The sequence below is a fragment of the Skermanella stibiiresistens SB22 genome (assembly GCF_000576635.1).
In the GTDB taxonomy this organism is placed as follows: Bacteria; Pseudomonadota; Alphaproteobacteria; order Azospirillales; family Azospirillaceae; genus Skermanella; species Skermanella stibiiresistens.
Window position 1 is genome coordinate 51906 of the sequence record NZ_AVFL01000018.1, and the last position, 24477, is coordinate 76382.

At 67.5% G+C, this 24477-nt stretch carries 24 protein-coding genes and 1 tRNA gene; 12 read left to right on the forward strand and 13 right to left on the reverse strand.

The window, feature by feature from the left end:
- Positions 1-71: 71 nt before the first annotated feature.
- A complete protein-coding gene (gene coxB, locus N825_RS21990) occupies positions 72-917 on the reverse strand; it encodes a cytochrome c oxidase subunit II (protein ID WP_245613198.1) in 846 nt (281 codons plus the stop codon).
- Positions 918-1619: 702 nt separating this feature from the next.
- Between coxB and N825_RS21995 the strand changes: the two genes are divergently transcribed.
- Positions 1620-2054 carry a DUF29 domain-containing protein gene (locus tag N825_RS21995; RefSeq protein ID WP_037457082.1) on the forward strand — a complete coding sequence of 145 codons (435 nt, stop codon included), beginning with the start codon at positions 1620-1622 and terminating at the stop codon, positions 2052-2054.
- A 9-nt stretch (positions 2055-2063) separates the two neighbouring features.
- On the opposite strand, the gene N825_RS36775 is transcribed toward N825_RS21995, so the two are convergent.
- Complete coding sequence (locus N825_RS36775; RefSeq protein WP_051512750.1) at positions 2064-3023, reverse strand: response regulator transcription factor; 960 nt, start codon at positions 3021-3023, stop codon at positions 2064-2066.
- Between the two features lie 177 nt (positions 3024-3200).
- Between N825_RS36775 and N825_RS36780 the strand changes: the two genes are divergently transcribed.
- Together N825_RS36780 and N825_RS22010 are read left to right on the forward strand one after the other, a co-directional pair.
- Entirely contained in the window at positions 3201-3857 is a 657-nt protein-coding gene (locus tag N825_RS36780) for a ferritin-like domain-containing protein (RefSeq protein ID WP_198038820.1), read from the forward strand.
- A gap of 185 nt (positions 3858-4042) precedes the next feature.
- Positions 4043-5323, forward strand: a complete 1281-nt coding sequence (locus N825_RS22010; protein ID WP_037457083.1) for a coiled-coil domain-containing protein — start codon at positions 4043-4045, stop codon at positions 5321-5323.
- Positions 5324-5417: 94 nt separating this feature from the next.
- On the opposite strand, the gene N825_RS22015 is transcribed toward N825_RS22010, so the two are convergent.
- Together N825_RS22015 and N825_RS22020 are read right to left on the reverse strand one after the other, a co-directional pair.
- Positions 5418-6008 (reverse strand): DUF3618 domain-containing protein, encoded by a 591-nt coding sequence (locus N825_RS22015; RefSeq protein ID WP_037457085.1) that lies wholly within the window; start codon positions 6006-6008, stop codon positions 5418-5420.
- 85 nt (positions 6009-6093) lie between these two features.
- On the reverse strand, positions 6094-7317 hold the full coding sequence (locus tag N825_RS22020; RefSeq protein ID WP_198038821.1) for an OpgC family protein: 1224 nt from the start codon (positions 7315-7317) through the stop codon (positions 6094-6096).
- A gap of 373 nt (positions 7318-7690) precedes the next feature.
- Here N825_RS22020 and N825_RS22025 point away from each other — a divergent pair, with 373 nt between their 5' ends.
- Positions 7691-8551, forward strand: a complete 861-nt coding sequence (locus tag N825_RS22025; RefSeq protein ID WP_051512753.1) for an SGNH/GDSL hydrolase family protein — start codon at positions 7691-7693, stop codon at positions 8549-8551.
- On the opposite strand, the gene N825_RS39070 is transcribed toward N825_RS22025, so the two are convergent.
- A complete protein-coding gene (locus N825_RS39070) occupies positions 8491-8715 on the reverse strand; it encodes a hypothetical protein (RefSeq protein ID WP_157619478.1) in 225 nt (74 codons plus the stop codon). The genes N825_RS22025 and N825_RS39070 overlap by 61 nt on opposite strands.
- A 240-nt stretch (positions 8716-8955) precedes the next feature.
- On the opposite strand from N825_RS39070, the gene N825_RS22030 reads away from it, so the two are divergent.
- Positions 8956-9774 carry a DUF1223 domain-containing protein gene (locus tag N825_RS22030; protein WP_051512754.1) on the forward strand — a complete coding sequence of 273 codons (819 nt, stop codon included), beginning with the start codon at positions 8956-8958 and terminating at the stop codon, positions 9772-9774.
- Positions 9775-9826: 52 nt separating this feature from the next.
- Here the strand turns inward: N825_RS22030 and N825_RS22035 are convergent, their stop codons facing one another.
- The 7 genes from N825_RS22035 to N825_RS22065 form a co-directional block, all read right to left on the reverse strand.
- Complete coding sequence (locus N825_RS22035; RefSeq protein WP_037457088.1) at positions 9827-11218, reverse strand: amidohydrolase family protein; 1392 nt, start codon at positions 11216-11218, stop codon at positions 9827-9829.
- Positions 11215-13551 carry a xanthine dehydrogenase family protein molybdopterin-binding subunit gene (locus N825_RS22040; RefSeq protein ID WP_037457089.1) on the reverse strand — a complete coding sequence of 779 codons (2337 nt, stop codon included), beginning with the start codon at positions 13549-13551 and terminating at the stop codon, positions 11215-11217. The genes N825_RS22035 and N825_RS22040 overlap by 4 nt, the downstream gene beginning before the upstream one ends.
- Before the next feature lie 3 nt (positions 13552-13554).
- A complete protein-coding gene (locus tag N825_RS22045) occupies positions 13555-14046 on the reverse strand; it encodes a (2Fe-2S)-binding protein (protein WP_037457246.1) in 492 nt (163 codons plus the stop codon).
- Between the two features lie 28 nt (positions 14047-14074).
- Positions 14075-14920 (reverse strand): FAD binding domain-containing protein, encoded by an 846-nt coding sequence (locus N825_RS22050; protein WP_037457091.1) that lies wholly within the window; start codon positions 14918-14920, stop codon positions 14075-14077.
- 165 nt (positions 14921-15085) lie between these two features.
- Positions 15086-15754: a TetR family transcriptional regulator C-terminal domain-containing protein gene (locus N825_RS22055; RefSeq protein ID WP_037457249.1), complete on the reverse strand. Its 669-nt coding sequence runs from the start codon at positions 15752-15754 to the stop codon at positions 15086-15088.
- 152 nt (positions 15755-15906) lie between these two features.
- Positions 15907-15980 (reverse strand) — tRNA-Gly (locus tag N825_RS22060).
- A 158-nt stretch (positions 15981-16138) separates the two neighbouring features.
- Positions 16139-16729 (reverse strand): GNAT family N-acetyltransferase, encoded by a 591-nt coding sequence (locus N825_RS22065; protein WP_063833906.1) that lies wholly within the window; start codon positions 16727-16729, stop codon positions 16139-16141.
- Positions 16730-17135: 406 nt separating this feature from the next.
- Here N825_RS22065 and N825_RS22070 point away from each other — a divergent pair, with 406 nt between their 5' ends.
- From N825_RS22070 to N825_RS22100, 7 genes are all read left to right on the forward strand, one after another.
- On the forward strand, positions 17136-18911 hold the full coding sequence (locus N825_RS22070; protein WP_084164964.1) for an ABC transporter permease: 1776 nt from the start codon (positions 17136-17138) through the stop codon (positions 18909-18911).
- Positions 18908-19582: an ATP-binding cassette domain-containing protein gene (locus N825_RS22075; protein WP_051512758.1), complete on the forward strand. Its 675-nt coding sequence runs from the start codon at positions 18908-18910 to the stop codon at positions 19580-19582. Before N825_RS22070 ends, N825_RS22075 begins: the two co-directional genes overlap by 4 nt.
- 184 nt (positions 19583-19766) lie before the next feature.
- The gene (gene apaG, locus N825_RS22080) at positions 19767-20159 is read left to right on the forward strand and encodes a Co2+/Mg2+ efflux protein ApaG (RefSeq protein WP_037457093.1); all 393 of its coding nucleotides are present in this window, start codon (positions 19767-19769) and stop codon (positions 20157-20159) included.
- A 266-nt stretch (positions 20160-20425) separates the two neighbouring features.
- On the forward strand, positions 20426-21010 hold the full coding sequence (folE, locus tag N825_RS22085; RefSeq protein WP_037457256.1) for a GTP cyclohydrolase I FolE: 585 nt from the start codon (positions 20426-20428) through the stop codon (positions 21008-21010).
- A gap of 104 nt (positions 21011-21114) precedes the next feature.
- Positions 21115-22560 carry a TrkH family potassium uptake protein gene (locus N825_RS22090; protein WP_037457095.1) on the forward strand — a complete coding sequence of 482 codons (1446 nt, stop codon included), beginning with the start codon at positions 21115-21117 and terminating at the stop codon, positions 22558-22560.
- Between the two features lie 49 nt (positions 22561-22609).
- Positions 22610-23221: a helix-turn-helix transcriptional regulator gene (locus tag N825_RS22095; RefSeq protein WP_063833907.1), complete on the forward strand. Its 612-nt coding sequence runs from the start codon at positions 22610-22612 to the stop codon at positions 23219-23221.
- A gap of 61 nt (positions 23222-23282) precedes the next feature.
- A complete protein-coding gene (locus N825_RS22100) occupies positions 23283-23819 on the forward strand; it encodes a hypothetical protein (protein ID WP_037457097.1) in 537 nt (178 codons plus the stop codon).
- Positions 23820-23825: 6 nt separating this feature from the next.
- Here N825_RS22100 and N825_RS22105 read toward each other — a convergent pair whose 3' ends face one another.
- Complete coding sequence (locus N825_RS22105) at positions 23826-24422, reverse strand: hypothetical protein (protein ID WP_037457100.1); 597 nt, start codon at positions 24420-24422, stop codon at positions 23826-23828.
- Positions 24423-24477: the final 55 nt, after the last annotated feature.

Sequence of the window (24477 nt, forward strand, 5' to 3'; positions counted from 1 at the left end):
GCGGCTTGAGGCCGGCGCGACGCCGCCACGCTGTTCGTTCTTCGTCATGCCGCCCAACAGGCGACGGCCCATCATGGTGCCGCCACCGCGGCGTTCTGTGCCGAGGGAGCCTGGGCGACCTGGACCGCCGGGGCCGGCTGGCTGGTGTTGGACGCGAACTTCTCCTTGGCCTCGACCACCCACTGCGCGTACCGCTCCTTCGAGACGGCCTCGATGGCGATCGGCATGTAGCCGTGGTTGGTGCCGCAGATCTCGGAGCACTGACCGTAGTAGACGCCCTCGCGGTCGATCCGCGCCCAGGTCTCGTTCAGGCGGCCGGGGATGGCGTCCTTCTTGATGCCCAAGGCTGGCATCGCCCAGCTGTGCAGGACGTCGCCGGCGGTGATGATGATGCGGATGTTGGTGTCGACCGGCAGGACGATCCGGTTGTCGACCTCGAGCAGGCGGCGCTGGCCGGGCTCGATGTCCTCGTCCGGGATCATGTAGCTGCTGAAGGTCAGGTCCTCCTGGTCGGGATACTGGTATTCCCAGTACCACTGGTGCCCGATCACCTTCAGGGTCATCTCGGCGTTCTCGGTCTTGTCCATGAAGTACAGGACCTTGAACGACGGAACCGCGATCACCACCAGGATGACGACCGGCAGCACGGTCCAGGCCACTTCCAGGACCGTGTTGTGGGAGGTCTTGGTCGGGTTCGGATTGGCCTTCGCGTTGAAGCGGACCATCACGTAGACGAGCAGCGCCAGCACCAGCAGGGTGATGGCGGTGATGACCACCAGGAGCAGGTTGTGGAAATCCGTCAACTGCTCCTTCACCGGGGAGGCCGACGCCTGGAGGCCGAGCTGCCAGGAGTGCGGCTCCCCGACGACGGGTTCCCCCTGGGCCAGAGCCGCGGCGGCGCCGAATACGGAAAACATGAAGGCCGCCAAGACGGCGCTTATCCTGTGCACTTTCATCCCTAACCACTCTTCCTTGCGGCGGAGCCGCCCGCTCCGCGTGTCTGACGAACCCATGCCCCTGCCGGGGTTCCCGCTTGGCGCGGGGTCATTATTCCGCATTCCATTTGGCTTCGGATCGAACCCGGAGCCCATCGCGGCGCTGAACATACCTGTTTGTTCACTCCCCAATCAACCGGCGCTCCCGGTCGGTCAGGTACATTTCGTCGCAGGGGCTTCCAGATTGATCCCGCTCAAAGACCATGGATTTTACATACGCGCTCAACATCCCCGGCGTCAACTTGACGCAGCGGACTGATCGGTCTGATCTAGCTTGGCTTTTCGTCGAATCCAGCCCGTCCGCCCGGGATTGACGCTCCCTGGGGGCCGACGCCGCCAAGGACCTATGTCCTCGGCCCTAGCCATCAACGCCAACTGCGCGCTTTCGCCGCACATGCCGGTATTTCACCTGGGACGAAATGACACCGACTGGCGGCGACTCCACGGTTTGCCGACATCAGCTTCGATCGATGATCGCGCCAAGCCAGGAAGTTTCCACCCTGGAGGACCCTCCCGCTGAATGTCGGCGTTTCGGGTTGGATACGCCTTGCTCGATCACAATGTTGGGACGACAATGCGGCAAGCCTTCCAAGAGCCCACCGCGCAAGGACCTGAGGTCTCGTGATGTCATCCCTGTACGACACCGACTTTTACGCCTGGGCCAATGAACAAGCGTCGCTACTCCGTACCGGTAAGCTTTCAGCCGTGGATATCGAGCACATCGCGGAGGAAATCGAAAGCATGGGCCGCAGCGAGAAACGCGAACTGGTCAATCGCTTGGTTGTTCTTTTGCTTCACCTGTTGAAATGGCAGTTTCAACCAGCTTTGCGAGGCAACAGCTGGCGTCTCAGCGTCGAAGAGCAGCGTTTGCGACTTTCGGATCATCTGGTCGACAATCCAAGCCTGAAGTCGAAAATGGAGGAAGCGACGGATGCCGCGTACAGGTTGGCCCTGATCGAGGCCGAACGCGAGACGGGCATTCTCCGCCGGACGTTCCCCGCCACATGCCCCTACTCCGCGTCGGAAATCCTCGATCCCGGCTTCTGGCCGACACCCTGACCGACTCCCCTACCCCGTCGGCACCCGCTCGCGGTATTTGCGGATGGCGGCGTTGACTTGCTCCACCAGGTCCGCCGGCGAGCGGCCGGGATTCAGGCCGGCCATGATGGCGTCGGACAGCGGGCGGAGCAGGCGCAGTGCCGCGGGTTCGCTGACGCGGCCGCTGGTCACCATGCGCTGGGCGAGGTTGCGGAGTTCGGTGACCATCTCGATCAAACCCGCGTAGGGGGTGCCGGGCAGACGATCGAGCAGGTCGTCGCTGGCGTCCACCAGCGAGATCAGGTATTCGCGGTTGGCGGCGTCGTCGTTCAGAACGGGTGTGCCGGACACGATCAATCCGGCCAGGAACGTCACCTGGAAGGCGTCGCGGCGGCGTTTCTCCTCATCGATCTGGGCCTGCGCCTGGGCGATCAACTCATCCAGGGCCGCCAGATCGGCCGGGCGGCCCTCCGCCTTGGTCCGCAGCGTGTTGGGCACGTCGAACAGCGGGATCGAGCTGGGACCGCGACCGGGGTCCTTCCGCCGGTCGGGGCCGATATAGGCCGAGGTCACGATGAATGGTTTCCGCTGGCGCACCAGCCCCGCCAGCCGCTCCATCACGGCGGCGGGCGACAGAGGCTTGACCAGGAGACCATCGGCGCCGCTTTCCACGATGGCGCGGACGCGGTCGCCGCTGGCGATCGACGTGGTCATGATCACTGTCACGAAGGGATTGCGCCCGAGCCTGCCATGACGGATCGCGCGGACCAATCCACAGGGGTCCTCGCCCTCCAGATCGGCGTCCAGCACCACCACGTCGGGGGGCTCCCGCTTTTCCTCCAGCATCGCCCGCAGGGTCTTGATGTCCGGGACATCGACGATTCCGGAGAAGCCCTCGGCCTGAAGGAGGGACTTCAGGGCGACACGGACCGCCATGTTGCCCTCCCCCATCAGAATGCCGATCTTCGGCCGGTGCGCCCTGGCGATCATTCACTGTTTCCGCGATCTTGGCCGCCAGTGGTCCGGTAGCGGTGGGACGCATGATATGCCGATTTCGGCCGGCGAGTACCAGCCATGATCTCGCCCTGGGGAGCAATGTCGCAGCTGGACGGTTGACGGATGTGTGCCGCGGCCGCGGCGGGATCAATGATCGCGAGGATCGCCGAGATGACGGAAGCCAACATTCATCGCATTTTCCCCCAGTCCCTGGTTTCTCAAACGGCGATCTCCTTCTCCACCGGCGATGGCCGCGATGTCGCGTTGATCGCCGAACTGAACGACCTGCTCCAGCTCGACCACGACGCGGTGGGCGCCTACACGCTGGCCATCGCGGCGTTGCGCGATCCTGGCTCGCGCGACCGGTTGATCCAGTTCCGGGAGGACCATGAGCGGCACATCGCCGATCTGACCGCCTTGATCCAGGCGCGCGACGGCGTGCCGATCAACCTGCCCCATTTTCCGACCGGGCTGATGAAGATGATGGTGCAGGCGGGCGGCTCGGCCGGCGGCCTCGCGGGGGGCGACCGCTCGGTGCTGATGGCCTTCGTCGCCAACGAGACGCAGGCCCGTGACAAGTACCGCCGGCACGCCGATGCCGGGCACCCCTCCGATGTCGCCGCCGTGCTGGAGAGGGGTGCCAGCGACGAGGAGGCGCACCTGGAATGGGCTTGGGACGCGCTGGACCGTCTGGGGATCGGACGCGGCACCATTCCCGGTAACGTCACCGACGCCATCGCCTTCGTCCACGGCGCCAACGCCGACCTGATCGAGGCGGGCGGAAGGTTGTGGCTGGACTTCCTGGCGCGCACGCTCCGGACCCTGTGATCACCACCCCTGTCGCCGGGGCGATCCGGATGGAGCGCCCTGTCCGGCTAGCGCCCGGGGTATCGGATGGATAGACCGCAACAAGTCGGATCGCCCCCGCGTTTGGATGCCAACGCCGGCGGGACTCCGGGGACGTGATCCCCGGGGAAGGTTCCGGGCGACTTGAAAGCACGAAGAGGACATCCATGACCAGCTCGCACGAACCCGACGCGAGGCAAGGGAACCTGCGGTATTACCTGATGGGACTGGCCGTGGTGGCGGTCATCGCGGTGATCGCCGCGATTTCCTTCGGGGTCAAGAGCGGCCGGCTGGAGGATCAGCTCGCCCAGCGGGAGCGCGACTACCAGCAGGCCCTGACCAACATCACGCGGGAACGCGACACCGTCCGCGAGGAGCGGCAGACCGTCCAGGCCGACCTGGACCGCCTGCGCGCCACGGTGCAGGACGAGCGGCGGCTGGCCGGCGAGGTCAACCGCCTGGGCCAGGAGGTCCAGGGCTCCCAGCAGCGGGTTCAGGAACTCAACGCCCAGCGCGACGCGGCGCAGGCCGAGACCCAGACCTTCACCCAGCAGCGCACCGAGGCCGAACAGCAGGCGGCCCAGGTCGCCGAGCAGCTGCGCCAGCAGACGCAGCAGCTTGAGCGGATCCAGGCCCAATTGGCCGAATCCGGCCAGCAACAGGCCGCCGCCGCCGAGCAGCTCGCCACAGTGACCGAGCAGATCAACCAGCGGAAGGCGGAAGCGGAGCAAATCACCCAGCGCGTCAACGAGGTTCGCCAGCAGGAGAGCCAGCTGCGCGACAGCATCGCCGCCCTCAGCCAGGAGTCGGCGGCCAAGGCCGATCAGGCGGCCCAGGCGGGCCAGCAGGCCGAAGCGGCCACCGCCCAACTCGACGAAGCCAGACAGGCCACCAACGCCGCCCGCCAGGAACTGGCCGCCACCAACGACCAATTGACCGGCGCCCGCCAGGAGTTGGAGAACGCCAAGCGCGAAACGGAGCAAACTGTCCAGCGCAACCAGCAGGTTGCGACCCAGATCGAGCAGCTGCAAGGTCAGCTGACGGGCATGACCCAGCAGGTTGAGCAGCGCACGGCCGAGTTGTCCGCCGCCGAGCAGCGTCTGGCCGATCTCACCAGCCAGGCCGACGCCCAGCAAGCCCGATTGGCCGAGGTGACGGAAAGCGCCCGCCAAGCGCGCGAGGCCGAGGTCGAGGCCCGCCGCAACGTCGCCGAGCTGAGCGACAACGTCACCGGCCGCACCAGCGAGCTTCAGGCGATCGAGCAGCGGATCCAGGAAGCGCGGCAGAACCTCCAGCAGGAGCAGCAGGGTCTGGCGCAGCTTCGGGATCAGGTGGCGGAGCAGACCGCCCAGCTACAGGCCCTGGAACAGCGCCGGCAGGAGGGCATGCAAGAGCCGGCCCCGGCGGCGGCCCCTCAGGAACAGCCGGCGGCACCCGCCCAACAATAACAAGGGCAAGACCCGACAATCAGAATAAGATAGGAAAAAGCCCTCCTCCCGACCGGGAGGAGGGCTTTTTCACGCCCAAGCCATTGTCGCGGGATCAGGGCCGGGGAAGCGGCGGTACGATCGGGGCCGCGTTTGGGGTCTCGAAGGCGCGGGCGGCGTCGCGGGCCTTCAGGGTCCCAGCCTCCCGGCCAAGCAGCGTGTCCGGCGTCGGCGCCACGCCATCGGGGGCGCCGGGCCGCGATGACGAGACGTGCTGATGGTGGGTGTCGGGATCGACGTAGTCGACCGTGTGGCGGGCCTGTGCGTGACCGCGCGGTGGAGCGCCGAAGTGGAACGCGTCCTCGGTCAGCACGGCATCGTCGTAATCGAATTCCTCGAGGTCGTCCGCCCGCTCGGGTGTCCAGCGGCCCCGCTTGCTGTCGCCTCGGGAGCCGGCGACCGCCAGCCACGCGACGCTTAGCGCCAGCAAGGCGACCGGAATGGGGTTGTCCCGCACGGTATTGGACAGGTTGGACACGAAGGTCTGACCCTGGCCACTGGTGCGCAGATAGCTCCAGACCTCATCCATCAGCCGTCCCGGCGACAGCCGGTCCTCGATCGCCGCCAGGGTCGCCGCGGTGTTTTGCCGGGTCTGTTCGATCTCCCGTTCGATCTGCTCAGGGGTTCTATGGTCCGTGTTCGCCATCTCCAGCCTTCCATTGGATAGTTCACGGCGCTAGCGACGCCGCTCCCCTGGCAAACCACCGGGCCTCCCGTTGGTTCCGCTTTCGTCAGTTCCGGGTCCTGCCCTGCGCCGGCTGGACCCGCGTCATCAATCGGCGACTCTGGTCGACCCAGTCGGTGTGATTGGCGTGGATCCAGGCCGGGATCAGCAGGCTGGCGATGGCGAGCAGCGTGATGATGGTCTTGGTCGTCTCGCTGAACGGTCCGATCCTGCCGTCGAAGCCCAGCACCACATAGACCACGACGACATGGAAGGCGTAGACCTGCAGCGAATGCTTGCCAAGGAAAGTCAGGAAGCGCCACTGGAACAGGCGGTAGAGCAAGTCGCCGGCGCCGCGGGCGATCATCGACTTCGACTGGCGTCCGGCGATCAAGGTCCAGGTGACCAGATAGGCCAGTGCCGTGAAGTTAAGCAGATAGACCAGGCTGAATTCGGAGCGGCTGTTATAGGCGTCGAAGCGCAGGGCCATGCTGTCGGGGATGAAGCCGTGGGTGAAGCCCAGCCGATAGAACATGAACAAGGCCACGATGATGATCGACAGCTTCAGCAGGTCGGTCCGGTCGGGCGAGAACCAAGCCTTCCAGTCCAGCTTGCCCTGGGCGTCGGCGGAACCCAGCAGCAGGCCGATGACGAAGACGATCTGCCACGCCAGGGGGTTGAAGTATCCGCGAAGCGTGAAGCCGGGGGCGAACCCACCGATGGCGTCGGAGACGATGCGGACCCCCGGCAGGTGCCAGCCCAGCTGGACGGTTAGCCACAGCACGGCGCTGCCGCCCAGGACCTCGCGCCAATAACCCCGCGCGACCCAGCGCAACAACAACGGCGACACCAGCAGATACACGATGTATTGCGGCAGGATGTCCATGAAGGTGGGCTGGTAGAGCAGCAGGAACGACGAGATCGCCGTGACCGTCGGCGTCTGGTACATCTCCCACATGAACTGCCCCCACAAGGGGCGGGAGTTCGGCATCAGGACGCCGAGGAACAGGATCACCGCCAGGACGATCACGGCGTAGACGTAGAGCTGATAGGCGCGCTTGAGGAGCTTCATGTCCATCAAGGCGGTCTGCCCCTTGGCGATCATACGCGTGTAGTAGAGCCCGATGATGACGCCGGAAATGAAGACGAAGCCTTGGGCGTCCTGCACATATCCAAGCTCCGAGTGGTTGATGCGCGCCAACGCCAAATCACCCTGGAACACAAGGTGATTGAGCATCATGAAAACGAGAAAATACCCGCGAAATCCATCGAGTATTTCAAATCTTTTCATGGCTGTCTCCATGGCCAGCGCGACGGCGGCTTGATGTGTCTGATGGATTAGTGGGCATAGCTGAATGAATTCATGAACACCCGAGGATCATGTTCATTCCACGGCGACCGTTTCAATACCCCATTCAGCCAAAGTGGGGCGTGGCGGGATTGTGGACTTGGCGGCGACATTCACCGGAACATTCGCCACATCCAAGCGTTTGCGCCATGTGTCCCGCGTGATCCGGGTTGCCTATCGGCAACACCACCGGACGTTTCTTCGCGCCATATGCGCCGATTCACATTTTGACCATGATTTGCGACGATACGCTCTGCCGACGCCGAGCGCCCCGCCGGCTTCCTTGCAACAGCAGCCGAGCGAGCTTCCGAGCACAATGGTCAAGCCAGCCCTTCTCCTCTCCGCCACCGCCCTTTGCGCCCTCTTCACCATGGGGGGCTTCGGCCTGACGGCCGGCAGCGCCTCGGCGCAGGTCTCCGACCAGTGCGCGGCGCCGACATTGGTCTCGCCCGCCTCCGCGCGCGACCTGCCGCGCACCAGCGTCGCGCTCAGCCGCACTCGCGATTTCCGCGTGGTGGCGGTCGGATCGTCGAGCACCGAGGGAACGGGAGCGTCCGGGCCGACCATGACCTATCCGGCCCAGCTCGACCAGATCCTGGAAGCGCGCTTCCCCGGCGCCAAGATCGACGTGGTCAACAAGGGGATCGGCGGCGAGACGGCGGCCGGCACGCTGGCGCGGCTGGACCGCGATGTTCTGGCGCTGAAACCCGACCTGGTGATCTGGCAACTCGGCACCAACGACGCGCTACGGAACGTCGACGCGAAGACCTTCGCCACCCAGGCGGTCGAGGGGATCGAGCGCATCCGGCGGAGTGGCGCCGACCTGCTGTTGCTGGAGCCGCAGTTCCTACCCAAGCAGGCCGGCAACGCCACATATGCCGCCTATGTCGACGCGGTGAGGGCCTTGGGCGCCGCCAACGGGGTGCCGGTCTTCCGGCGCAGCGCCGTGATGAGGTATTGGCTGGATCACAAGCAGTTCACGGCCACGACCATGCTGTCCGGCGACCAGCTTCACATGACCGACGCCAGCTATCACTGCCTCGCCGAGTTGATGGCCAACGCGATCGTCCCGTCGGCCATGCCGGCTGTCGAGCCGCCGTCCACCAACGCGTCGGCTCAGGCGATAAAGCTGCTCAGCGGTCCGACCGCGGTGCGCAACGCCGAAATGCCCAGGTAGAAAACGGCACCGACGAAACCCCAGCAGGCGACCGCGGCCGTCAGAGCCAGGATCGCCTGCATCTGGACAGGCAACTGCTCCTCGGGCCCTTCCGAGAACTGGGACATCATCTGTTCTCCGGCGATCCGCCGAAAAAACGCGCTTATGCCAAAACCGTGATCCATTTCACCCTCCCGCTTGTCGAGGGATGCTAGTTATGGAAACACTCGGGACGGGTGTCAAAAATGTGACATCCCTGCCGCGGTGGGAAGAAAATCGGCGGTAGGGAATTTGGATTGGCAAATGTTCGCATCCATTCTCTTCAGTCTTAACACCGCCATGGTCACACAAGCGCGTTTCGGGAAATGGCTATAATAGGCCACAGAACGAGCGCTTTCGAATAAAAGGCTGGAGAGGATCGCTAGATGCTTGGGATCGCCGCTATCGCGTTGCCGATGGGGTTCCTGTTCAGTTCGGTTTTCGCGGACCAGCCGACCGTGGTCGAGCTGTTCACGTCGGAAGGCTGCCCCGCGTCACCGGCCGCCGACGCGTTGTTGAGCGAGTTGGCGGGCCGGCCCGATGTGCTGGCGCTGTCCTACCATGTCAAATGGTGGGATGGCCGAGGCTGGAACGATCCCTTCGCCAGCGTCGGCGCCACCCGCCGCCAAAGCGATTACAACGACGCGCTGGGCCGCGCGTCGGTCTACACGCCACAGATGATCATCGATGGCGCCTCCGAGGTGTTCGGCGGCCACGCCCGTGCGGTCGGAAAGGCCGTGGCGGAGCGGCGCGTGGAGGCATCCAAGCGGCTCGGCGTCGGCCTGAGGGAGCGTGACGGCGGCCTGGATATCACGGTGCCAAAGGGAAAGCCGGCGCTGGTCGAACGGAACGCCCGCGTCCTGATGGTGCGCTATGACCTGAACCGCGGCATCACGGTCAAGGCCGGCGAAAACCGAGGCCGCCGGCTCAACCACAGCCATGTCGTGCGCGAGATCACCGATTTGGGTCCTTGGACCGGCAACGCCCAGACCTTGCGCGCTCCGGCCGCTCGGGCGGGCCAAGGCGTCGCCGTGCTGATCCAGCGGTTCGACGCGGAAGGCCGGCCGGCGGAAATCCTGGGAGCGGCCCGCCTGGAACGCCGGCTGCTCGGCGCCAGCCTCAACCCTTGGGAAGCGGTCGCGCGCATGGCCCGGCACATCCGGGCCAATCGGGACGGCGGCGCCGGCGGTGCGACACCCTTGTGAGCGTTCCCTCACCGAGGCGTCCCACCCGGCACGGGCTTTTCGGCGGCCGGGCTCAAAATCCCGCCGAGGGCCACGGCCGGGTCTTGAGGTGCGCGATGCCGGAGCGTCCGGCGAGGTCGTCCGCCGCGGTCTGAGCCCGCCGACGCACGGCGTCGGCGTCGACCGTGCTCACCACCTGATCGCGCATCACGATTCGGCCGTCGATCACCACGGTCCTCGCCTCATGGCCCAGCGCGGAGTAGACAAGGGCCGAGACCGGGTTGTGCAGCGGCGTCATCCAGGGGTCGGTGGCGCCGACCACCACCAGGTCGGCCTTCTTGCCGACCTCGATCGAGCCGATCTCAGCCTCCAGACCGACCGCGCGGGCACCGTCGATGGTCGCCATCTCCAGCACCTTCTCCGCCGTCATGATTTCGGCGTCGCGGTGCGCGCCCTTCTGGATCAGGGCGGCGAACTTCATCGCCTGGAACAGGTTGTGATTGTTGCTGCTGGCCGGTCCGTCCGCCCCCAGCCCGACGGTCAACCCCGCCGACAGCATCTCCGGGATCGGCGGGATGCCGGAGGCGAGATAGAGATTGCTACACGGGTTGTGCGACACCTTGACGTCGTGGCGTCTCAACACCTCGATATCGCCGCCGTCGCAGTTGACGCAATGGACGGCCAGGACATCCGCACCCAGGAAACCGATGTCGCCGAGGAATTCGGTGTCGGAGCGTCCATACCGGCCTTGGGCGTGTTCGACCTCGAACACCGTCTCGGCGACATGGGTGGTCAGCAGGAGGCCCTCGCGCGTCGCCAGTTCGCGGGTCAGCCGCAGGCTCTCCTCGTCGAGCGTCCAGATCATGCAGGGCGCCACCCCGAGCCGCACCCGGCCATCCGGCTGGTGCCGGCTCCTCGCCAGGGCGGTCACGTCGGCCAGGGCGGAGCCGATCTCCTCGATCAACGCTTCCGGAACGCCGAGATCGGCGCCCGCCGTCATGAAGCCGCGGCAGACGAAGCCGCGCAGGCCGGTCTCCTCGAAGGCGTCGAACACGGCCTCGGTCAAGCCCGGCCGCGGGTGGACATACATGAAGTCGACCAAGGTCGTGACGCCCGAGCGGATCGATTCGACGCAGCCATGCAGCGCGCCGGCATAAACGTCCTCTTGGGTCAGCGAGGCGGCGGCCGGCCCCGTCATGCAGGTGAACCACTTCTTCAGCACCATGTCGTCGCCCAGCCCCTTCAGCAGGGTCTGGAACAGGTGCGTGTGGGTGTTGACCATGCCGGGAATGATGATGGAGCCGGAACAGTCGATCCGCTCCGCGTCGGGGTTGTCGCGCAGCAGGTCGGCGGTGTCGCCGACTCCGGCGATCCGATCGCCGCTGACCAGCACCGCGCCCCGGTCGAGCACCCGCCGGCGCTCGTCCATCGTGACGACCCAGGCATCCGCCAGGACGAAGCTCATGCCCCCACTCCTTCTCCGCGCGCCCGCAGCAGCGCCATGACCGCTGGCGGGGTGAACGGCCCGTCGCCGGCGACCCGGATGCCCAGCGGGGCGAGCGCGTCGGCGATGGCCCCGGTGATGGCGCCGACGGCGCCGGTCGTGCCGCCCTCGCCCGCCCCCTTCATGCCGTAAGGGTTGAGCGGCGTCGGACTTTCCATGAAGCCGGTGCGGATATCCGGCATCTCGGCGGATGTCGGCAGGAAATAGTCCTGGAAGCCGGAGACCAGCGGCCGGCCGGTCGCGTCATAGGCGATCTCCTCCATCAGCAATCCACCCAACCCCTGGGCGATGCCGCCATGAACCTGCCCCTCGACGATCATCGGGTTGATGATGCGGCCGCTGTCGTGGACCACCGCGTAGTCGAGGACCCGGACGGTGCCGGTGTCGCGGTCGATCTCGACCTCCACGACATGCGCGGCGTTGGCGAAGGCGATGCCCGGAACCTGATGATGCGCCACCTCGTCCAGGTTGAAGGACGACAATCCCGCCGGCAGGCTGTTCCAGGCGGTCGCCCGCCGGGCGATCTCCGCCAGCGTCACGCCCCGGCCCGGCACGCCGACGATCTCGGCGCGGCCGTCCACCCAGGCGACGTCGACCGCCGCCGCCTCCAGCAGTTCCGACGCGATCAGGACCGCCTTCTCCCGCACCTTGTGCGCCGCCAGACGGGCGGCAGCCCCGGCGATGGCGCCGCCGCGGCTGGCGAAGGTGCCGACGCCATCGGCGACCACGTCGGTGTCGCCGTGGCGCACCGTGACGTCGGCGATCGGGATCTGAAGCTCCTCGGCGACCAACTGGGCTATGGCGGTCGCGGTGCCCTGGCCGTGGGGCGAGGCGCCGGTCAGGACCGTGACCTTGCCGGAGCCGTCGACCCGGACGTGACCGGTCTCATAGGGACCGATCGCGGTCTCCTCGACGAAGCAGGCGACGCCAAGCCCGACGATCCGTCCCTCGCCGCGCGCCTCGGCTTGGCGCCGCAGCCTGTCGTCCCAGCCGGCCAGTTCCAGCACCTGGTCCAGGCAGCCGGGGTAGTCGCCGGTGTCATAGACGACCTTGCCCGCCAGCACGATGGCGGTGCCGCGATCCGACGGCAGTTCCCCCTTGGTCAGCATGTTGCGCCGGCGCAGGTCGATCCGGTCGATGCCGAGATCGCGCGCGATCCGGTCCATCATCAGCTCCATGCAGAGAACCGCCTGCGGATGGCCGGCGCCGCGGTAGACCGCCAGCGGCGTCTTGTTGGTCAGCACCGACAGCGACTCCGCCCGGTAGTTGGGAATCCGGTAGGGCCCCCGCAGCATCGCCGACGAGATCGAGGCCGGCGTGGTCGCCAGGGTGAACATGGCGGCGCCGTTGCTGGTCAGGGATCTCAGCGTCACCGCCGTGACGATGCCGTCGGCGTCGACGGCGGCGCGCATCGTGTGGATCTGTTCGCGGGCATGGGTGGTCGCGACGAAATGCTCCTGGCGCCCCTCGATCCACCGGACTGGCCGGCCGAGCCGCCGGGCCGCGACGACGGAGATGACCTCCTCCGGGTAGAACTCGCACTTGGCGCCGAACCCGCCACCGACATCCGGGGCCACCACGCGGATATCCGATTCCGGGATGCCGAGCACGCCACCGAGGAAGGCCCGGACGAGATGCGGGAACTGGGTCGAGGTGTGGAGCGTGATCCGCCCACCCTGGCCGGTCGGGTCGGCGACGACGCCCCGGGTCTCCATCGGCGCCGCGGCGTAACGGTGGATGCGGAAGGTCTCCTCGAAGACATGGGCGGCATCGGTGAAGGCGGCGTCGGGGTCGCCGACCTCCTGCCGGCAGACATTGGCGACGTTGGTGTCGAATTCCGGATACAGCAGGGCCGGCGGCGCTTCGGACGCCGCCTCGCCGAGGTCGAGCACCACGGGGAGGTCGCGGTAGACGACCTCGACCAGTTCGGCGGCGTCCTCGACCGCGTAACCATCATCGGCGATCACCACCGCGATGGGTTCGCCGACATAGCGCACCTTGTCCAGCGCCAGCACCCGGTGAAGGGCGGGCTTGCTGTCGGGGAACAGGTCGATGCACGGCAGCGGACCCAGGTGCCGGACGTCCTCGCCGGTCAGGACCAGCCTGACACCCGGGTATGCCAGCGCCTTGTCGACGCGGATTTCCACGATCTCGGCATGGGCGCGGGTCGAGCGGACCACGGCCATGTGCAGCATTTGGGGCAGGACGATGTCGGCGACATAGCACGCCTTGCCGGTCAGCAGGCGGTGATCCTCGATGCGGCGGACGGAGGTTCCAACCAATCCAACGGCCATGGCTCAGTGCTCCCCTCTGGGTTCCGCGCCGGACAAGGCGGCCAGCGCCTCGTCGATGTTCCGGTAGCCGGTACAGCGGCAGAGATGCCCCTCCATGAGTTCCGCGCGCTCGGCGGCGCTGGGACAGGGCGTGCGGCGCAGCAGTCCTACCGTCGCCATGACGATGCCGGGCGTGCAGAAGCCGCACTGCAGGGCGTGGTGCTCGCGGAAGGCCTCCTGGATCCTGTGCGGCGTGCCGTCGGCGGCGGCCACGCCCTCGATCGTCTCGATCTCCATGCCATCGGCCTGGACCGCCAGCATCAGGCAGGAGCGCACCGTGTCACCGTCGGCCAGCACGGTGCAACTGCCGCACGGTCCCTGGCCGCACCCGACATGGGTGCCGGTGAGGCCGAGGACGTCGCGCAGGAAGTCGGACAGGAGCAACCTGACCGGAACGGTCGAGCGCGTCGGGGCTCCGTTGACCGTGACCCTGATTTCCCTGGTATCCGTACCCATGATCGGCTTCTCCGTCACGTTGCGGCCCTCACGATGCGGCGAGGATGGAGGCGATTGTCCGGCCGACCAGCGGCGGCACGACGGCGCTGGCGTAGTCGGCGGCGTCCGGAAGACTCCCGACGGCGCGCTTGGCGACGGAAGCGCCCAGATCCGGAAGGTCCGTTCCTGGTCCCGCGTCCTCCAGCGCCACCTCGACGGCGGTGAGACGTAGCGGCACCGGGTGGACGCCGCCGACGACGATCCGGGCGGCGCGGACCTTGCCATCGACCACCTCGATCTGCGCCGCGACGGCGGCGAGGGCCGGCGCGTTGCGGCGCGGCGAGACCTCGGCGAAGCTGGCGCGGGCACCGGGACCCGCCACGGGAAACCGGATCGAGGTCACGATCTCGCCCGGCCGGATCGCGCATTCGAAGGCGCCGAGGAGGAAATCAGCGGCGGCGACCTCGCGCTCGCCGTCCCGGCGCCGCAGGGTCAGGACCGCTCCCAGCGCCACCGCCACAAGGGGAAGTTCGCTGGCGGGATCGGCCCAGACCAGATTGCCGGCCAGCGTGCCGCGGTTGCGGATGGCGGGCGATCCGACATGCCGGATCGCCTCGATCACCAGGGGACAGGCATCCCGCACCTCCGGCGAAGCCGCGGCTTCGGCGAAGGTCACCATCGGACCGATCCGCAGCGTTCCGGCATTGGTCTCGATACTCCGCAGGTCCGGCACGCGCCTGAGATCCACCAGCAGGTCGGGCCGCGTTCGACGCATCGATAGGTTCGGGATCAGGCTCTGCCCGCCGGCCAGTGGACAGGCGCCGGGGCGGTCGAGCAGCGCTAGCGCGTCATCCAGGGTCACAGGGCTCTCATAATCGAAAGGCGCAGGCTTCATACCCCCTCCTCCCCACGGCCCAAAAGCGCGGCCGCGCGATCCTGACGGTTTAATCAGGATCGAGCAAATTCCGGGCCAATCGGGAATCCGCGGGTTCAAGGCATACGGGAGTGTGACCCGGCGTGGCCCATGCCCACGACATGGGCAATGTCGACGCGAAGATGATCAGCGATCGGGCGAATGCCCGTCCCTGTCTCCCGACTCTGGGGCGAGGCAGCCATTCAGCACGATGTCGGCGATGCCGAGTGCCGCGCCGTCGAAGTCGATCGGCTCGTCCTCGGCCAAGCCGGTCACCGCCCGCACCTCGGGCGCGAAGTTGGCGTAGAACTCCGTGGCGCCCCAGATTAGGAAGAACAGATGCTCCGGCGCCATCGGACGGATCAGTCCCCGGGCGACCCAGGTCGCCAGGATCGCGGCCTTGCGCTCGATCAGGAGCCGCAGGTCGCCCGCCAGGAACTCCCGCACATTGCCGCCGCCGGCCAGCATCTCGCCGGCGAAGATCCGGGACGCTTCGGGATGGAGGCGGGAGAATCGCATCTTGGCCGCGATATAGGCGGCAATCGCCGTTCTCGGCTCGTCCTCCGGCCCGATGGACTCGATCTCCCGCACCCACAGGCGCAGCGTGTCGGCGAGGACGGCTTGATACAGGCGATGCTTGGTGCCGAAGTAATAATGGATGGTGGCGGTCGGCGTGTCCGCTTCCCGGGCGATCTCGGCCATGGTGGCGCCCGACAGGCCAAGGCGCGCGAACACCGTGGCCGCCGCGTCGAGAATCCGCGTCTCACTCGCCTCCCGGAGGCGGGCCTTCGCGGCGGCGGCTCCCGCCTGGCTCACGACGGCGATCCTCGCCACGCGCGGCGGCGCCGATCAACTTGTCCAACGCGTGGTGCCGCCACTCCCGTACCGTATCCGTGCAGAAGTTCCACGGCGTTTTCAGCCTCGGAACCTAGGGCCTTGCAAGGCCAAATGATTTTCCAGGAGAATTTTGGAGCGGGTGAAGGGAATCGAACCCTCGTCGTAAGCTTGGGAAGCTTCTGCTCTACCATTGAGCTACACCCGCGACGCTCCTGCTTATAGGCCATCGCGGCGCGCGTTTCAAGCCGATGTGACTGGGCCGCGCGCCGTGATATTCGCTACGACGGCCGGTCAGGGCTGGTCGTCCCCGTCGTCATTCGCTCCCCCCTCGCGGAGGGGCGGCGGCGCGGTCTCGTCGGCCTTTCAGGCTGGCGCGTTGAGGGTCCAGCGCTCGGTCGCGAAGGCCGGGGCGCCGGCGCCGCGGCGGGAGGCGGCGATCTCCGGGGCCAGCGTCGGCTGGATCTCGGTTGGCCAGCGGGACAGCATGCCGGAGACGCCGTTCAGCGCGCCGTCGACCAGCTCCAGCGCCAGGAAGCGGTTGAGGTCGACCGGGCCGGGCAGGCTCATCGACAGGGTCAGGTCCCGGGTGAAGCCGAAGCGGCTGTAATAGGGCGCGTCGCCGACCAGCACGACGCTGCGCCAGCCGGCGGCCGAGGCCCGGTTGAGGCTCTGCCGGATCATCTGGGCACCCAGGCCGCCACTGCGCATGCCGGGCGCTATCGCGATCGGGCCGAGCAGGATGGTGGGCGTGACGCCGCCGATCAGGATCGGCCAATAGCGGATGGTGCCGACCACGGCGTCGTCCTCGACCGCCACGAGCGACAGCTCGGGAACGGGAGAGACACCTTCGCGCAGGCGGTACACGGTCTTGCCGGCCCGTTCGGGGCCGAAGGAGAGGTCAAGCAGGCTGTCGATGGCGGCGGCGTGATGCGGCTGCTCGATCGTGATGTTCATTGAGGCTTGTGATCCCGGCGGCAGGAAATATGCGGAGAGCTTGGAGCGCCGTGCCGCCGATGCCGGGATGGGAAACTCAGGTTCGACCCGTCGTCCCATGGGCATCAGCGCGCGGCGTGAGGACTGCGAAGCTTGCGGGAGCGCAAGCTCTTGCCATCCTTCGTCGTCGTGTTACGCGCTGGGGCGACATGGGGCGGTTGACCGTGCAGTTTCAACGGACCCCGCATATAACACCGCACCCCTTCCGCGCAAAGCGGGAAATTAGTCATGCGACACCGCCGATCCGCATCGATCAAACCGGCGTGATCGCAAGGCCACAGCCCGCCTGATGGCCTGACTTCGCATCCCTCATAAGTTAGGGTGCGGCCATGCCGCCACCGCATGGGTCCCAAGGAATGATGAGGGAATGACGATAAGCGACCAGATCGACGCGACACCCGGAAACACCGCCGTTCCCGGCACTCCCGCGCGGAGCGCGCGGCGGCGGCGGAGCCGGCTGGAGATCGTGCCGATCGTGACGCTGATCCTGTTCCTGGGGCCGATCGCCGGCGGTCTGCTCGGAACCTGGGCGCCGGCTTTCGGCATCCTGCCGGTTCTGGGTGGCACGACGCCGACGCTCGACCCCTGGCGCGGGCTGCTGGCGGCGCCGGGGCTGGGCAAGGCGGTGGCCCTGTCGGTCGGAACCGGGCTGGTGGCGACGCTGGCGTCGTTCGGCATCGCCCTTTGGTTTTGCGCCGCGTGGCATGGCACCCGGACCTTCGCGGCGTCGCGCCGCCTGCTCGCCCCCCTGCTGGCGCTGCCCCACGCCGCCTTCGCGATCGGGCTGGCCTTCCTGATGGCGCCGAGCGGCTGGGTCGTCCGGGCGCTGTCGCCTTGGGCGACCGGCTGGAGCTTCCCGCCCGATCTGGCGTCGGTCAACGATCCCTGGGGCGTCGCGCTAGTCTTGGGGCTCGTGGTCAAGGAAACGCCGTTCCTGATGCTGATGATGGTGGCGGCGTTGGGCCAGACCCCGGCGGACAAGGCGCTGACCATCGCGCGGACCCTGGGCTATGGCCCGGTGATGGCCTGGATCAAGGGGGTGCTGCCCTTGGTCCACGCGCAGATCCGGCTCCCTGTCTACGCCGTGCTGGCCTTCTCGCTGTCGGTGGTGGATGTGGCCTTGATCCTGGGACCGACGGCGCCGCCGACGCTGGCGGTGCTGGTGCTGCGCTGGTTCAGCGATCCCGATCTGGCGCTGCGTTATCAGGCGGCGGCGGGCGCCTGCCTGCAACTGATCCTGGTCGCCGCCGTGGTGGCGGGCTGGCGGCTGGCGGAGGTCGTGGTCTCCCGCCTCAGCCGCGGCTGGCTGGTCTCGGGGCGGCGGGGTGGTGCCGGCCTGGGCGCGCGGGTGGCGTCGGCCGGGTCGATGGCCGCGATCCTGGCCATCGCGGTCGGATCCTCGGCCGGACTGGCGCTGTGGTCGGTGGCGTCGCGCTGGCGGTTTCCCGATCTGTTGCCGGGCGGCTGGACGTTGGAGACCTGGACCCGCGCCCTGCCCGCCCTGTCCGGTCCCGCCTGGACGACGTTGACCGTTGGGCTGGCCGCGACCGGCGTGGCGCTGGCGCTGGTGCTGGGCTGCCTGGAGAACGAGCAGCGTTCGGGCTCGCGGCCCTCGGCGCGGGGGTTGTGGCTGCTCTACCTGCCGCTGCTGGTGCCGCAGATCGGATTCCTGTTTGGAACCCAGGTGCTGCTGGTCGCGGCGGGACTGGACGGCGGCTGGACCGCGCTGGTGTGGAGCCACCTGCTGTTCGTGCTGCCCTATGTCTTCCTGACGCTGGCCGATCCCTACCGCGCGCTGGACGAACGGTACGCCCGCTCGGCGGCCTGCCTGGGCGCCTCGCCGGCCCGGGTGTTCCTGCGGGTCAAGCTGCCCTTGCTGCTGCGTCCGGTGCTGATCGCGGCGGCCATCGGCTTCTCGGTCAGCGTCGCGCAGTACCTGCCGACCCAGTTCGCCGGCGCCGGACGCCTGCCGACGCTGACGACGGAGGCGGTCGGCTTGGCCGCTGGCGCCGACCGCCGGCTGATCGGCGTCTACGGTTTCGCGCAGGCCGCCCCGCCGCTGGCCGGCTTCGCGCTGGCGGCGCTCTTGCCCGGGTTGATCGCGCGGGCGCGGCGGATTGGCCGGATGGGAGGACGGGCATGAGCGCCGATCGGAGAGGGCCGGACGAGCCCAGGTCGGAGCACCGGCTGGAACTCGACCGTGTCGGGCTGGCCCTCGACGGGCGCCAGCTGATCGCCCCGCTGTCGCTGGTGATCGAGGGGGGTCGCGTCGCCGTGCTGATGGGGCCGAGCGGCAGCGGCAAATCGAGCCTGCTGGCCCATCTGTGTGGCACTCTGCCCCCCCAGTTCGAGGCGGCGGGCCGCGTCACGCTCGACGGCGCCGATCTCACCGACCTGCCGCCGGAGCGGCGCCGGGTCGGCATCCTGTTCCAGGACGACCTGCTGTTCCCGCACATGAGCGTCGCGGAAAACCTGGCCTTTGGCCTGGTCTCGCGGGTTCGGGGGCGGGCCGAACGCCGCGCCGTGGTCGAGCGCGCGTTGGCGGACGCCGATCTGGCAGGTTTCGGCGGGCGCGATCCCGCGACCCTGTCGGGTGGCCAGCGCGCCCGCGTGGCCTTGATGCGGGCGCTGCTGGCGGAACCGGCGGCCCTGCTGCTGGACGAGCCGTTCGGCAAGCTGGACGCCGCGCTGCGCGACCGTTTCAGGGCCTGGGTGTTCGACCACGCGCGGCGACGTGGCTTGCCAACCCTGCTGGTGACGCACGACCCCGATGACGCGCGCGAAGCCGACAGGCCGGTCATCCAGTTGGCGTGACACGAGGGCGGAAGCCGCGGTCGGCGCATGCCTGACCCGCATAGCGGTATATGCTATTAACGGGACGTAAACGGTACGGCCGGTAGAAATGAGTCGGATAGGTTTCTGGACAAGGAGGAGAGCACGGAGTAATTTTCGTATCGCCGACATTTCGATATAACCGACGCCCGGTCGCGAGCCCACCATGTACAGCCAGACAACCCGCTCGATCAGGATCTCCGTGAAGCCGACGTTCCTGGAGGACCAGTCTTCGCCGGCGGAGCATCATTTCGTCTGGGCCTATCACGTGCGGATCGAGAATACCGGTGGCGAGACGGTCCAGTTGCGCAACCGTCATTGGCGGATCACCGACAGGTTCGGCCGTGTCCAGGAGGTCCAGGGCGCTGGCGTCGTCGGCGAGCAGCCCGTGCTGGAACCGGGTGAGAGCTTCGAATACACCAGCGGAACTCCCTTGACCGCGCCATCGGGCATCATGTCGGGCAGCTATCAGATGGAAACGGCGCGCGGTGAAAAGTTCGACGTGACCATCCCCGCCTTCTCCCTGGATAGTCCACACGAGACCGTCCAACTCAACTAACGGCGATAATTCCATCCAAATCCTATCGCGATCCGATATCCGCATCTTGAAACGCGGGATCGGGGCGCCACCTCGCTGTTCAAGCGGAACCGGTCACCGCGAGGGCATCCCGCGGTCGGGGGATGACAGCGCGTCGCGAAACGAGCCGGGATTTAGCCAACCCTCGAGCCGACCATCGAAAGGTACCCGACGTGAGCGCATCGAAGTCCCTTACCGCGGATCATAGTGTCCGAGGCCCCTCCCACCATGGCCGCAGCGCCCCCGGAATCGCGCGCCCGAGCCGCGCGGAAGCGGAGGAGGCGGTCCGCACCCTTCTCCTCTGGGCTGGCGACGATCCGGACCGCGAGGGCCTGCTCGGCACTCCAGACCGTGTCGTGAGGTCCTACGAGGAATTCTTCGCCGGTTACGCGGTCGATCCGGTCGAACTGCTCCAGCGCACCTTCGAGGAGACCGACGGCTACGACGAGATGGTCGTGCTCAAGGGCATCCGGTTCGAGTCATATTGTGAGCACCACATGGTGCCGATCATCGGCAAGGCTCATGTCGCCTACCTTCCCCAGCGCCGGGTGGTGGGGATCAGCAAGCTCGCCCGCGTCGTCGAGGCCTACGCCAAGCGCCTCCAGATCCAGGAGAAGATGACCTCGCAGATCGCCAACACGATCGAGGACGTCCTCCAGCCCCTGGGCGTGGCGGTCGTGCTGGAAGGCGAGCACCAGTGCATGACCACTCGCGGCATCCACAAGCCGGGTGTCAGCATGGTGACCAGCCGGATGCTGGGAGCGTTCCGCACGGATCCCACGACCCGCCGCGAGTTCCTGGCGATGATCGGCGGCGCTTCGGGCATCGGCTGACGCGACGACCGGTGGTAGAGTGACCCGGAAAGGCGGGGGTGCCGCGCTTCGACGGCGCCCCCCGCCCAACTCCCGGCCCTGACGCCCGCCATCGGATTTAGCCTTTGGATTTCCGCCCCGTCTTCTTCGTTCTCGGCATCCTGCTATCCACGCTGGCCCTCAGCATGATGGTGCCGATGCTGGCTGATCTGGCGGTTGGGCACCGCGACTGGATAACCTTCGCGATATCGGGGGCCTTCACGCTGTTCGTCGGCGTGTCGCTGCTGCTGACCAACCGCATGGCGGAATTCACCCTGTCGATCCGGCAGGCTTTCCTGCTGACCACGCTGGCGTGGCTGGTGACCGCGACCTTCGCGGCGGTGCCTTTGGCTTTGGCGGCCATCGACCTCTCCTACACCGACGCCTTCTTCGAGGCGATGTCGGGCATCACGACCACCGGCGCCACCGTGATCGTCGGTTTGGACATGGCGCCACCCGGTATCCTGCTGTGGCGCGCCCTACTGCAATGGATGGGCGGCATCGGCATCATCGTGCTGGCGCTGTCGGTGCTGCCGATGCTCCAGGTCGGTGGCATGCAGCTGTTCCGCACGGAATCCTCCGAGAAGTCCGACAAGGTGCTGCCGCGCGCGGCCCAATTGGCGACCTGGATCGGCTCGATCTACCTGATCTTCACGGCGTTGTGCGCGGTCGGATACCGGTTGGCCGGCATGGAATGGTTCGACGCCTTCGCCCATGCCATGACGACGATCGCGACTGGCGGCTTCTCCACCGCCGACGCCTCGGTCGCCTTCTTCGACGATCCGCTGATCGAGCTGGTCGGCGTCATCTTCATGCTCGCCGGGGCCCTGCCCTTCGTGCTGTACCTGCGCGCGCTGCGCGGACACCTGCGCCCCCTGCTGACCGACCAGCAGGTCCGCTGGTTCATCGTGGTCGTGACGTCGGCGGTCGCCGCCATGACCGCGCATCTTTGGCTGGCGCGGGGTTACGAGCCGCTGATCGCGTTCCGGATGGCGGGCTTCAACGTCGTGTCGGTGATCACCGGCACGGGCTACGCCACCTCGGACTTCGGCACCTGGGGATCGTTCGCCGGCGGCCTGATGTTCTTCCTGATGTTCGTCGGCGGCTGCGCCGGATCGACCACCTGCGGCATCAAGATCTTCCGCTTCCAGGTGCTTTATGCCACCGCCGACGCCCAGATGCGGCGGCTGATCCAGCCGCATGGCGTTTTCATCGCCTATTACAACGGCAAGCCGATCCCCGAAGCCGTCTCGGTGTCGGTGATGAGCTTCTTCTTCCTCTACGCGCTGTGCTTCGTGGTGCTGTCGCTGACGCTCCAATTGCTGGGGCTGGATTACCTGACGGCGATGACCGGTGCCGCGACCGCGATCAGCAATGTCGGTCCCGGCTTGGGTCCGGTGATCGGACCCAGCGGCACCTTCGCCCCCCTGCCCGACGCCGCGAAATGGGTGCTGGCCGGCGGCATGCTGATGGGCAGGCTGGAGTTGTTCACCGTGCTGATCCTGCTGACCCCGGCGTTCTGGCGCCAGTAAGATCTTGGGGGTAAGGTGGTCCGTCGCATCGAATGGCGGGACAGGATCGATGTTGGACTTCGGGCGCTCCCTGCGGCGGCTTCGCCGGCTCAACGGCATCAAGCAGGATCATCTGGCCGAACTGGCCGGCGTGACGCAGGCGACCGTGTCGCGCTGGGAATCGGGCCGCCACCAGCCAACCCCCGAGCAGGTGGCCAAGCTGCTGCCGCTGCTGGAGGCTCGGCTGGACCCATCCGGCGACGCCATGCTGAGGCGTCTGGTCGAAACCTCGTCGCTGCGGGTCCATCTCGTCTGCGACGTGACCCACCAGCTGCTGGCCGTGTCCGAGTGGCGCCGCCAGGAATGGCGCAACGACGCCCAGAGCCTGTATGGCGAGACGCTGTGGCCCTTCGCGTCCGACGGCATCCGCGACGGCGAGGCGAAGCTGGTGGAACTGGGCTGGTACGAGCCGGTCACGCGCCCGATCGCCGGCTGGACCGACTTCAACTTCGCCGGCGTGATCCGCATGGGTCCGGGCATGTGGCTGTGGGAGCGCGTCCAGTTGAGCGATGGCCGCTTCGCGCGGCTGGTGACCTCCCTGCCTCTGGACGACCTGCGGCGCTCGGTGCCGGCGGCGCGGATCGTCTCGCTGCCACCCGAAGGCGTCGGGGAGGTCGTATGATTTATACGTCGGCTGGCGGGGCGCCGCGGCGGTAAGCTCGTCCCCGGTTGGAGGACAAGCCATGCCGATCCGATTTTGGCGCCGCCGAAGGGCGGAGCCGCCGCTGACGGTCCTGGTGGACGCCCTGACGGCGGCGCCCGCGAGCCACCGCGTCGCCTTGATGATCCTGACGCTTGGTCCGAAGCTTGGCGAGCGCCTGGACCTGGACAAATGCCTGCGCTTGACGGCGGTCGGCGGCCTGACGCCGGAAGCGGCCGGAAAGCTGGGGGACCCGGTGCCGGACCTGCTCCGCGAACGCGAAGCGGCAGTCAACCGGGAGGCCCGCTTTGTCGAGACGCTGGAGCGACTGGCCACGCGCGTCGACCTCAACACCGTCCCGGCGTGGCGCTGGAATAACGAAGACCGCCACCGCCTGTTCGACCCCGATTTCCTCGCCCGCCGCTGCGCCGACGATCCCGTGCTCGCCGAGTTGAACGACCTGCTATGGCGCCGCGGCGTCGAGCGCCTGCGCCAAGCCGGCGAGAACCCGGCGACGCTGGCGCTGGAGGCGATGGGGCTGGCGGAACAGGCGGGGCTTCAGTCGATGCGGTGCCGGTGACGGCCCCTACCGCAGCGTCACCGCCGTCAGGTTGCCGTAGACGCCTTTCTCCAGCTCGGTGTTCAACTCCGCCATCATGCGTTCCACCATGCCGAACAGCGCGTCGTCGCGGCCTTGCAGGGAGACGTTCTCCGCGACGCTGATGGTGCGGGAGACGGCGGCGCCGGTGTAGCCCTGGAAACGGCGGGACGGCACGTCCACGACCAGATCGACCGAGATGTGGCCGTCATAGCGTTCGGCCTGGTCGGTGGTGAAGGCGCCGCGGAAGCCGGTGGTGGGCGGCAGGCGCGTCTCGACGATGCTGGCGTCCTTGATCACCACCTTGAGGGTACCGGAGCTACCCATGGCGCGCAGCCGGTCGTTGGCCCAGCGCTGGACCGCGTCGCTGGGGGGCACGGGCGCCAAGTGATCGACGTTCGGCGGGACCTGGGGCGGTTGGTACTGCCGCACCACCTCGATCCTGGCCACGTCGAACGAGATCGGCGCCGAGTTGACGAAGCTGATCTGGCGGACCGGCGTCTGGGGCGGCGTTGCCTGGCAGGCCGTCAGGGCGAGGGAGGCTGCGATCGCGAGGACGGCGGGACGGAGGAGGCTGCGGATCATTTTGCGGCTTTGCGGGAAAAGTACGGGGAAGGGACAGGCCTCAGCGATACCACGG

What these genes read in the sequence shown, in the direction of transcription:
- coxB (WP_245613198.1), bottom strand. Translation starts at nt 917, where the DNA reads ATGTTTTCCGTATTCGGCGCCGCCGCGGCTCTGGCCCAGGGGGAACCC.
- N825_RS21995 (WP_037457082.1), top strand. Translation starts at nt 1,620, where the DNA reads ATGTCATCCCTGTACGACACCGACTTTTACGCCTGGGCCAATGAACAA.
- N825_RS36775 (WP_051512750.1), bottom strand. Translation starts at nt 3,023, where the DNA reads ATGATCGCCAGGGCGCACCGGCCGAAGATCGGCATTCTGATGGGGGAG.
- N825_RS36780 (WP_198038820.1), top strand. Translation starts at nt 3,201, where the DNA reads ATGACGGAAGCCAACATTCATCGCATTTTCCCCCAGTCCCTGGTTTCT.
- N825_RS22010 (WP_037457083.1), top strand. Translation starts at nt 4,043, where the DNA reads ATGACCAGCTCGCACGAACCCGACGCGAGGCAAGGGAACCTGCGGTAT.
- N825_RS22015 (WP_037457085.1), bottom strand. Translation starts at nt 6,008, where the DNA reads ATGGCGAACACGGACCATAGAACCCCTGAGCAGATCGAACGGGAGATC.
- N825_RS22020 (WP_198038821.1), bottom strand. Translation starts at nt 7,317, where the DNA reads ATGAAAAGATTTGAAATACTCGATGGATTTCGCGGGTATTTTCTCGTT.
- N825_RS22025 (WP_051512753.1), top strand. Translation starts at nt 7,691, where the DNA reads ATGGTCAAGCCAGCCCTTCTCCTCTCCGCCACCGCCCTTTGCGCCCTC.
- N825_RS39070 (WP_157619478.1), bottom strand. Translation starts at nt 8,715, where the DNA reads ATGGATCACGGTTTTGGCATAAGCGCGTTTTTTCGGCGGATCGCCGGA.
- N825_RS22030 (WP_051512754.1), top strand. Translation starts at nt 8,956, where the DNA reads ATGCTTGGGATCGCCGCTATCGCGTTGCCGATGGGGTTCCTGTTCAGT.
- N825_RS22035 (WP_037457088.1), bottom strand. Translation starts at nt 11,218, where the DNA reads ATGAGCTTCGTCCTGGCGGATGCCTGGGTCGTCACGATGGACGAGCGC.
- N825_RS22040 (WP_037457089.1), bottom strand. Translation starts at nt 13,551, where the DNA reads ATGGCCGTTGGATTGGTTGGAACCTCCGTCCGCCGCATCGAGGATCAC.
- N825_RS22045 (WP_037457246.1), bottom strand. Translation starts at nt 14,046, where the DNA reads ATGGGTACGGATACCAGGGAAATCAGGGTCACGGTCAACGGAGCCCCG.
- N825_RS22050 (WP_037457091.1), bottom strand. Translation starts at nt 14,920, where the DNA reads ATGAAGCCTGCGCCTTTCGATTATGAGAGCCCTGTGACCCTGGATGAC.
- N825_RS22065 (WP_063833906.1), bottom strand. Translation starts at nt 16,729, where the DNA reads ATGAACATCACGATCGAGCAGCCGCATCACGCCGCCGCCATCGACAGC.
- N825_RS22070 (WP_084164964.1), top strand. Translation starts at nt 17,136, where the DNA reads ATGACGATAAGCGACCAGATCGACGCGACACCCGGAAACACCGCCGTT.
- N825_RS22075 (WP_051512758.1), top strand. Translation starts at nt 18,908, where the DNA reads ATGAGCGCCGATCGGAGAGGGCCGGACGAGCCCAGGTCGGAGCACCGG.
- apaG (WP_037457093.1), top strand. Translation starts at nt 19,767, where the DNA reads ATGTACAGCCAGACAACCCGCTCGATCAGGATCTCCGTGAAGCCGACG.
- N825_RS22095 (WP_063833907.1), top strand. Translation starts at nt 22,610, where the DNA reads ATGTTGGACTTCGGGCGCTCCCTGCGGCGGCTTCGCCGGCTCAACGGC.
- N825_RS22100 (WP_037457097.1), top strand. Translation starts at nt 23,283, where the DNA reads ATGCCGATCCGATTTTGGCGCCGCCGAAGGGCGGAGCCGCCGCTGACG.
- N825_RS22105 (WP_037457100.1), bottom strand. Translation starts at nt 24,422, where the DNA reads ATGATCCGCAGCCTCCTCCGTCCCGCCGTCCTCGCGATCGCAGCCTCC.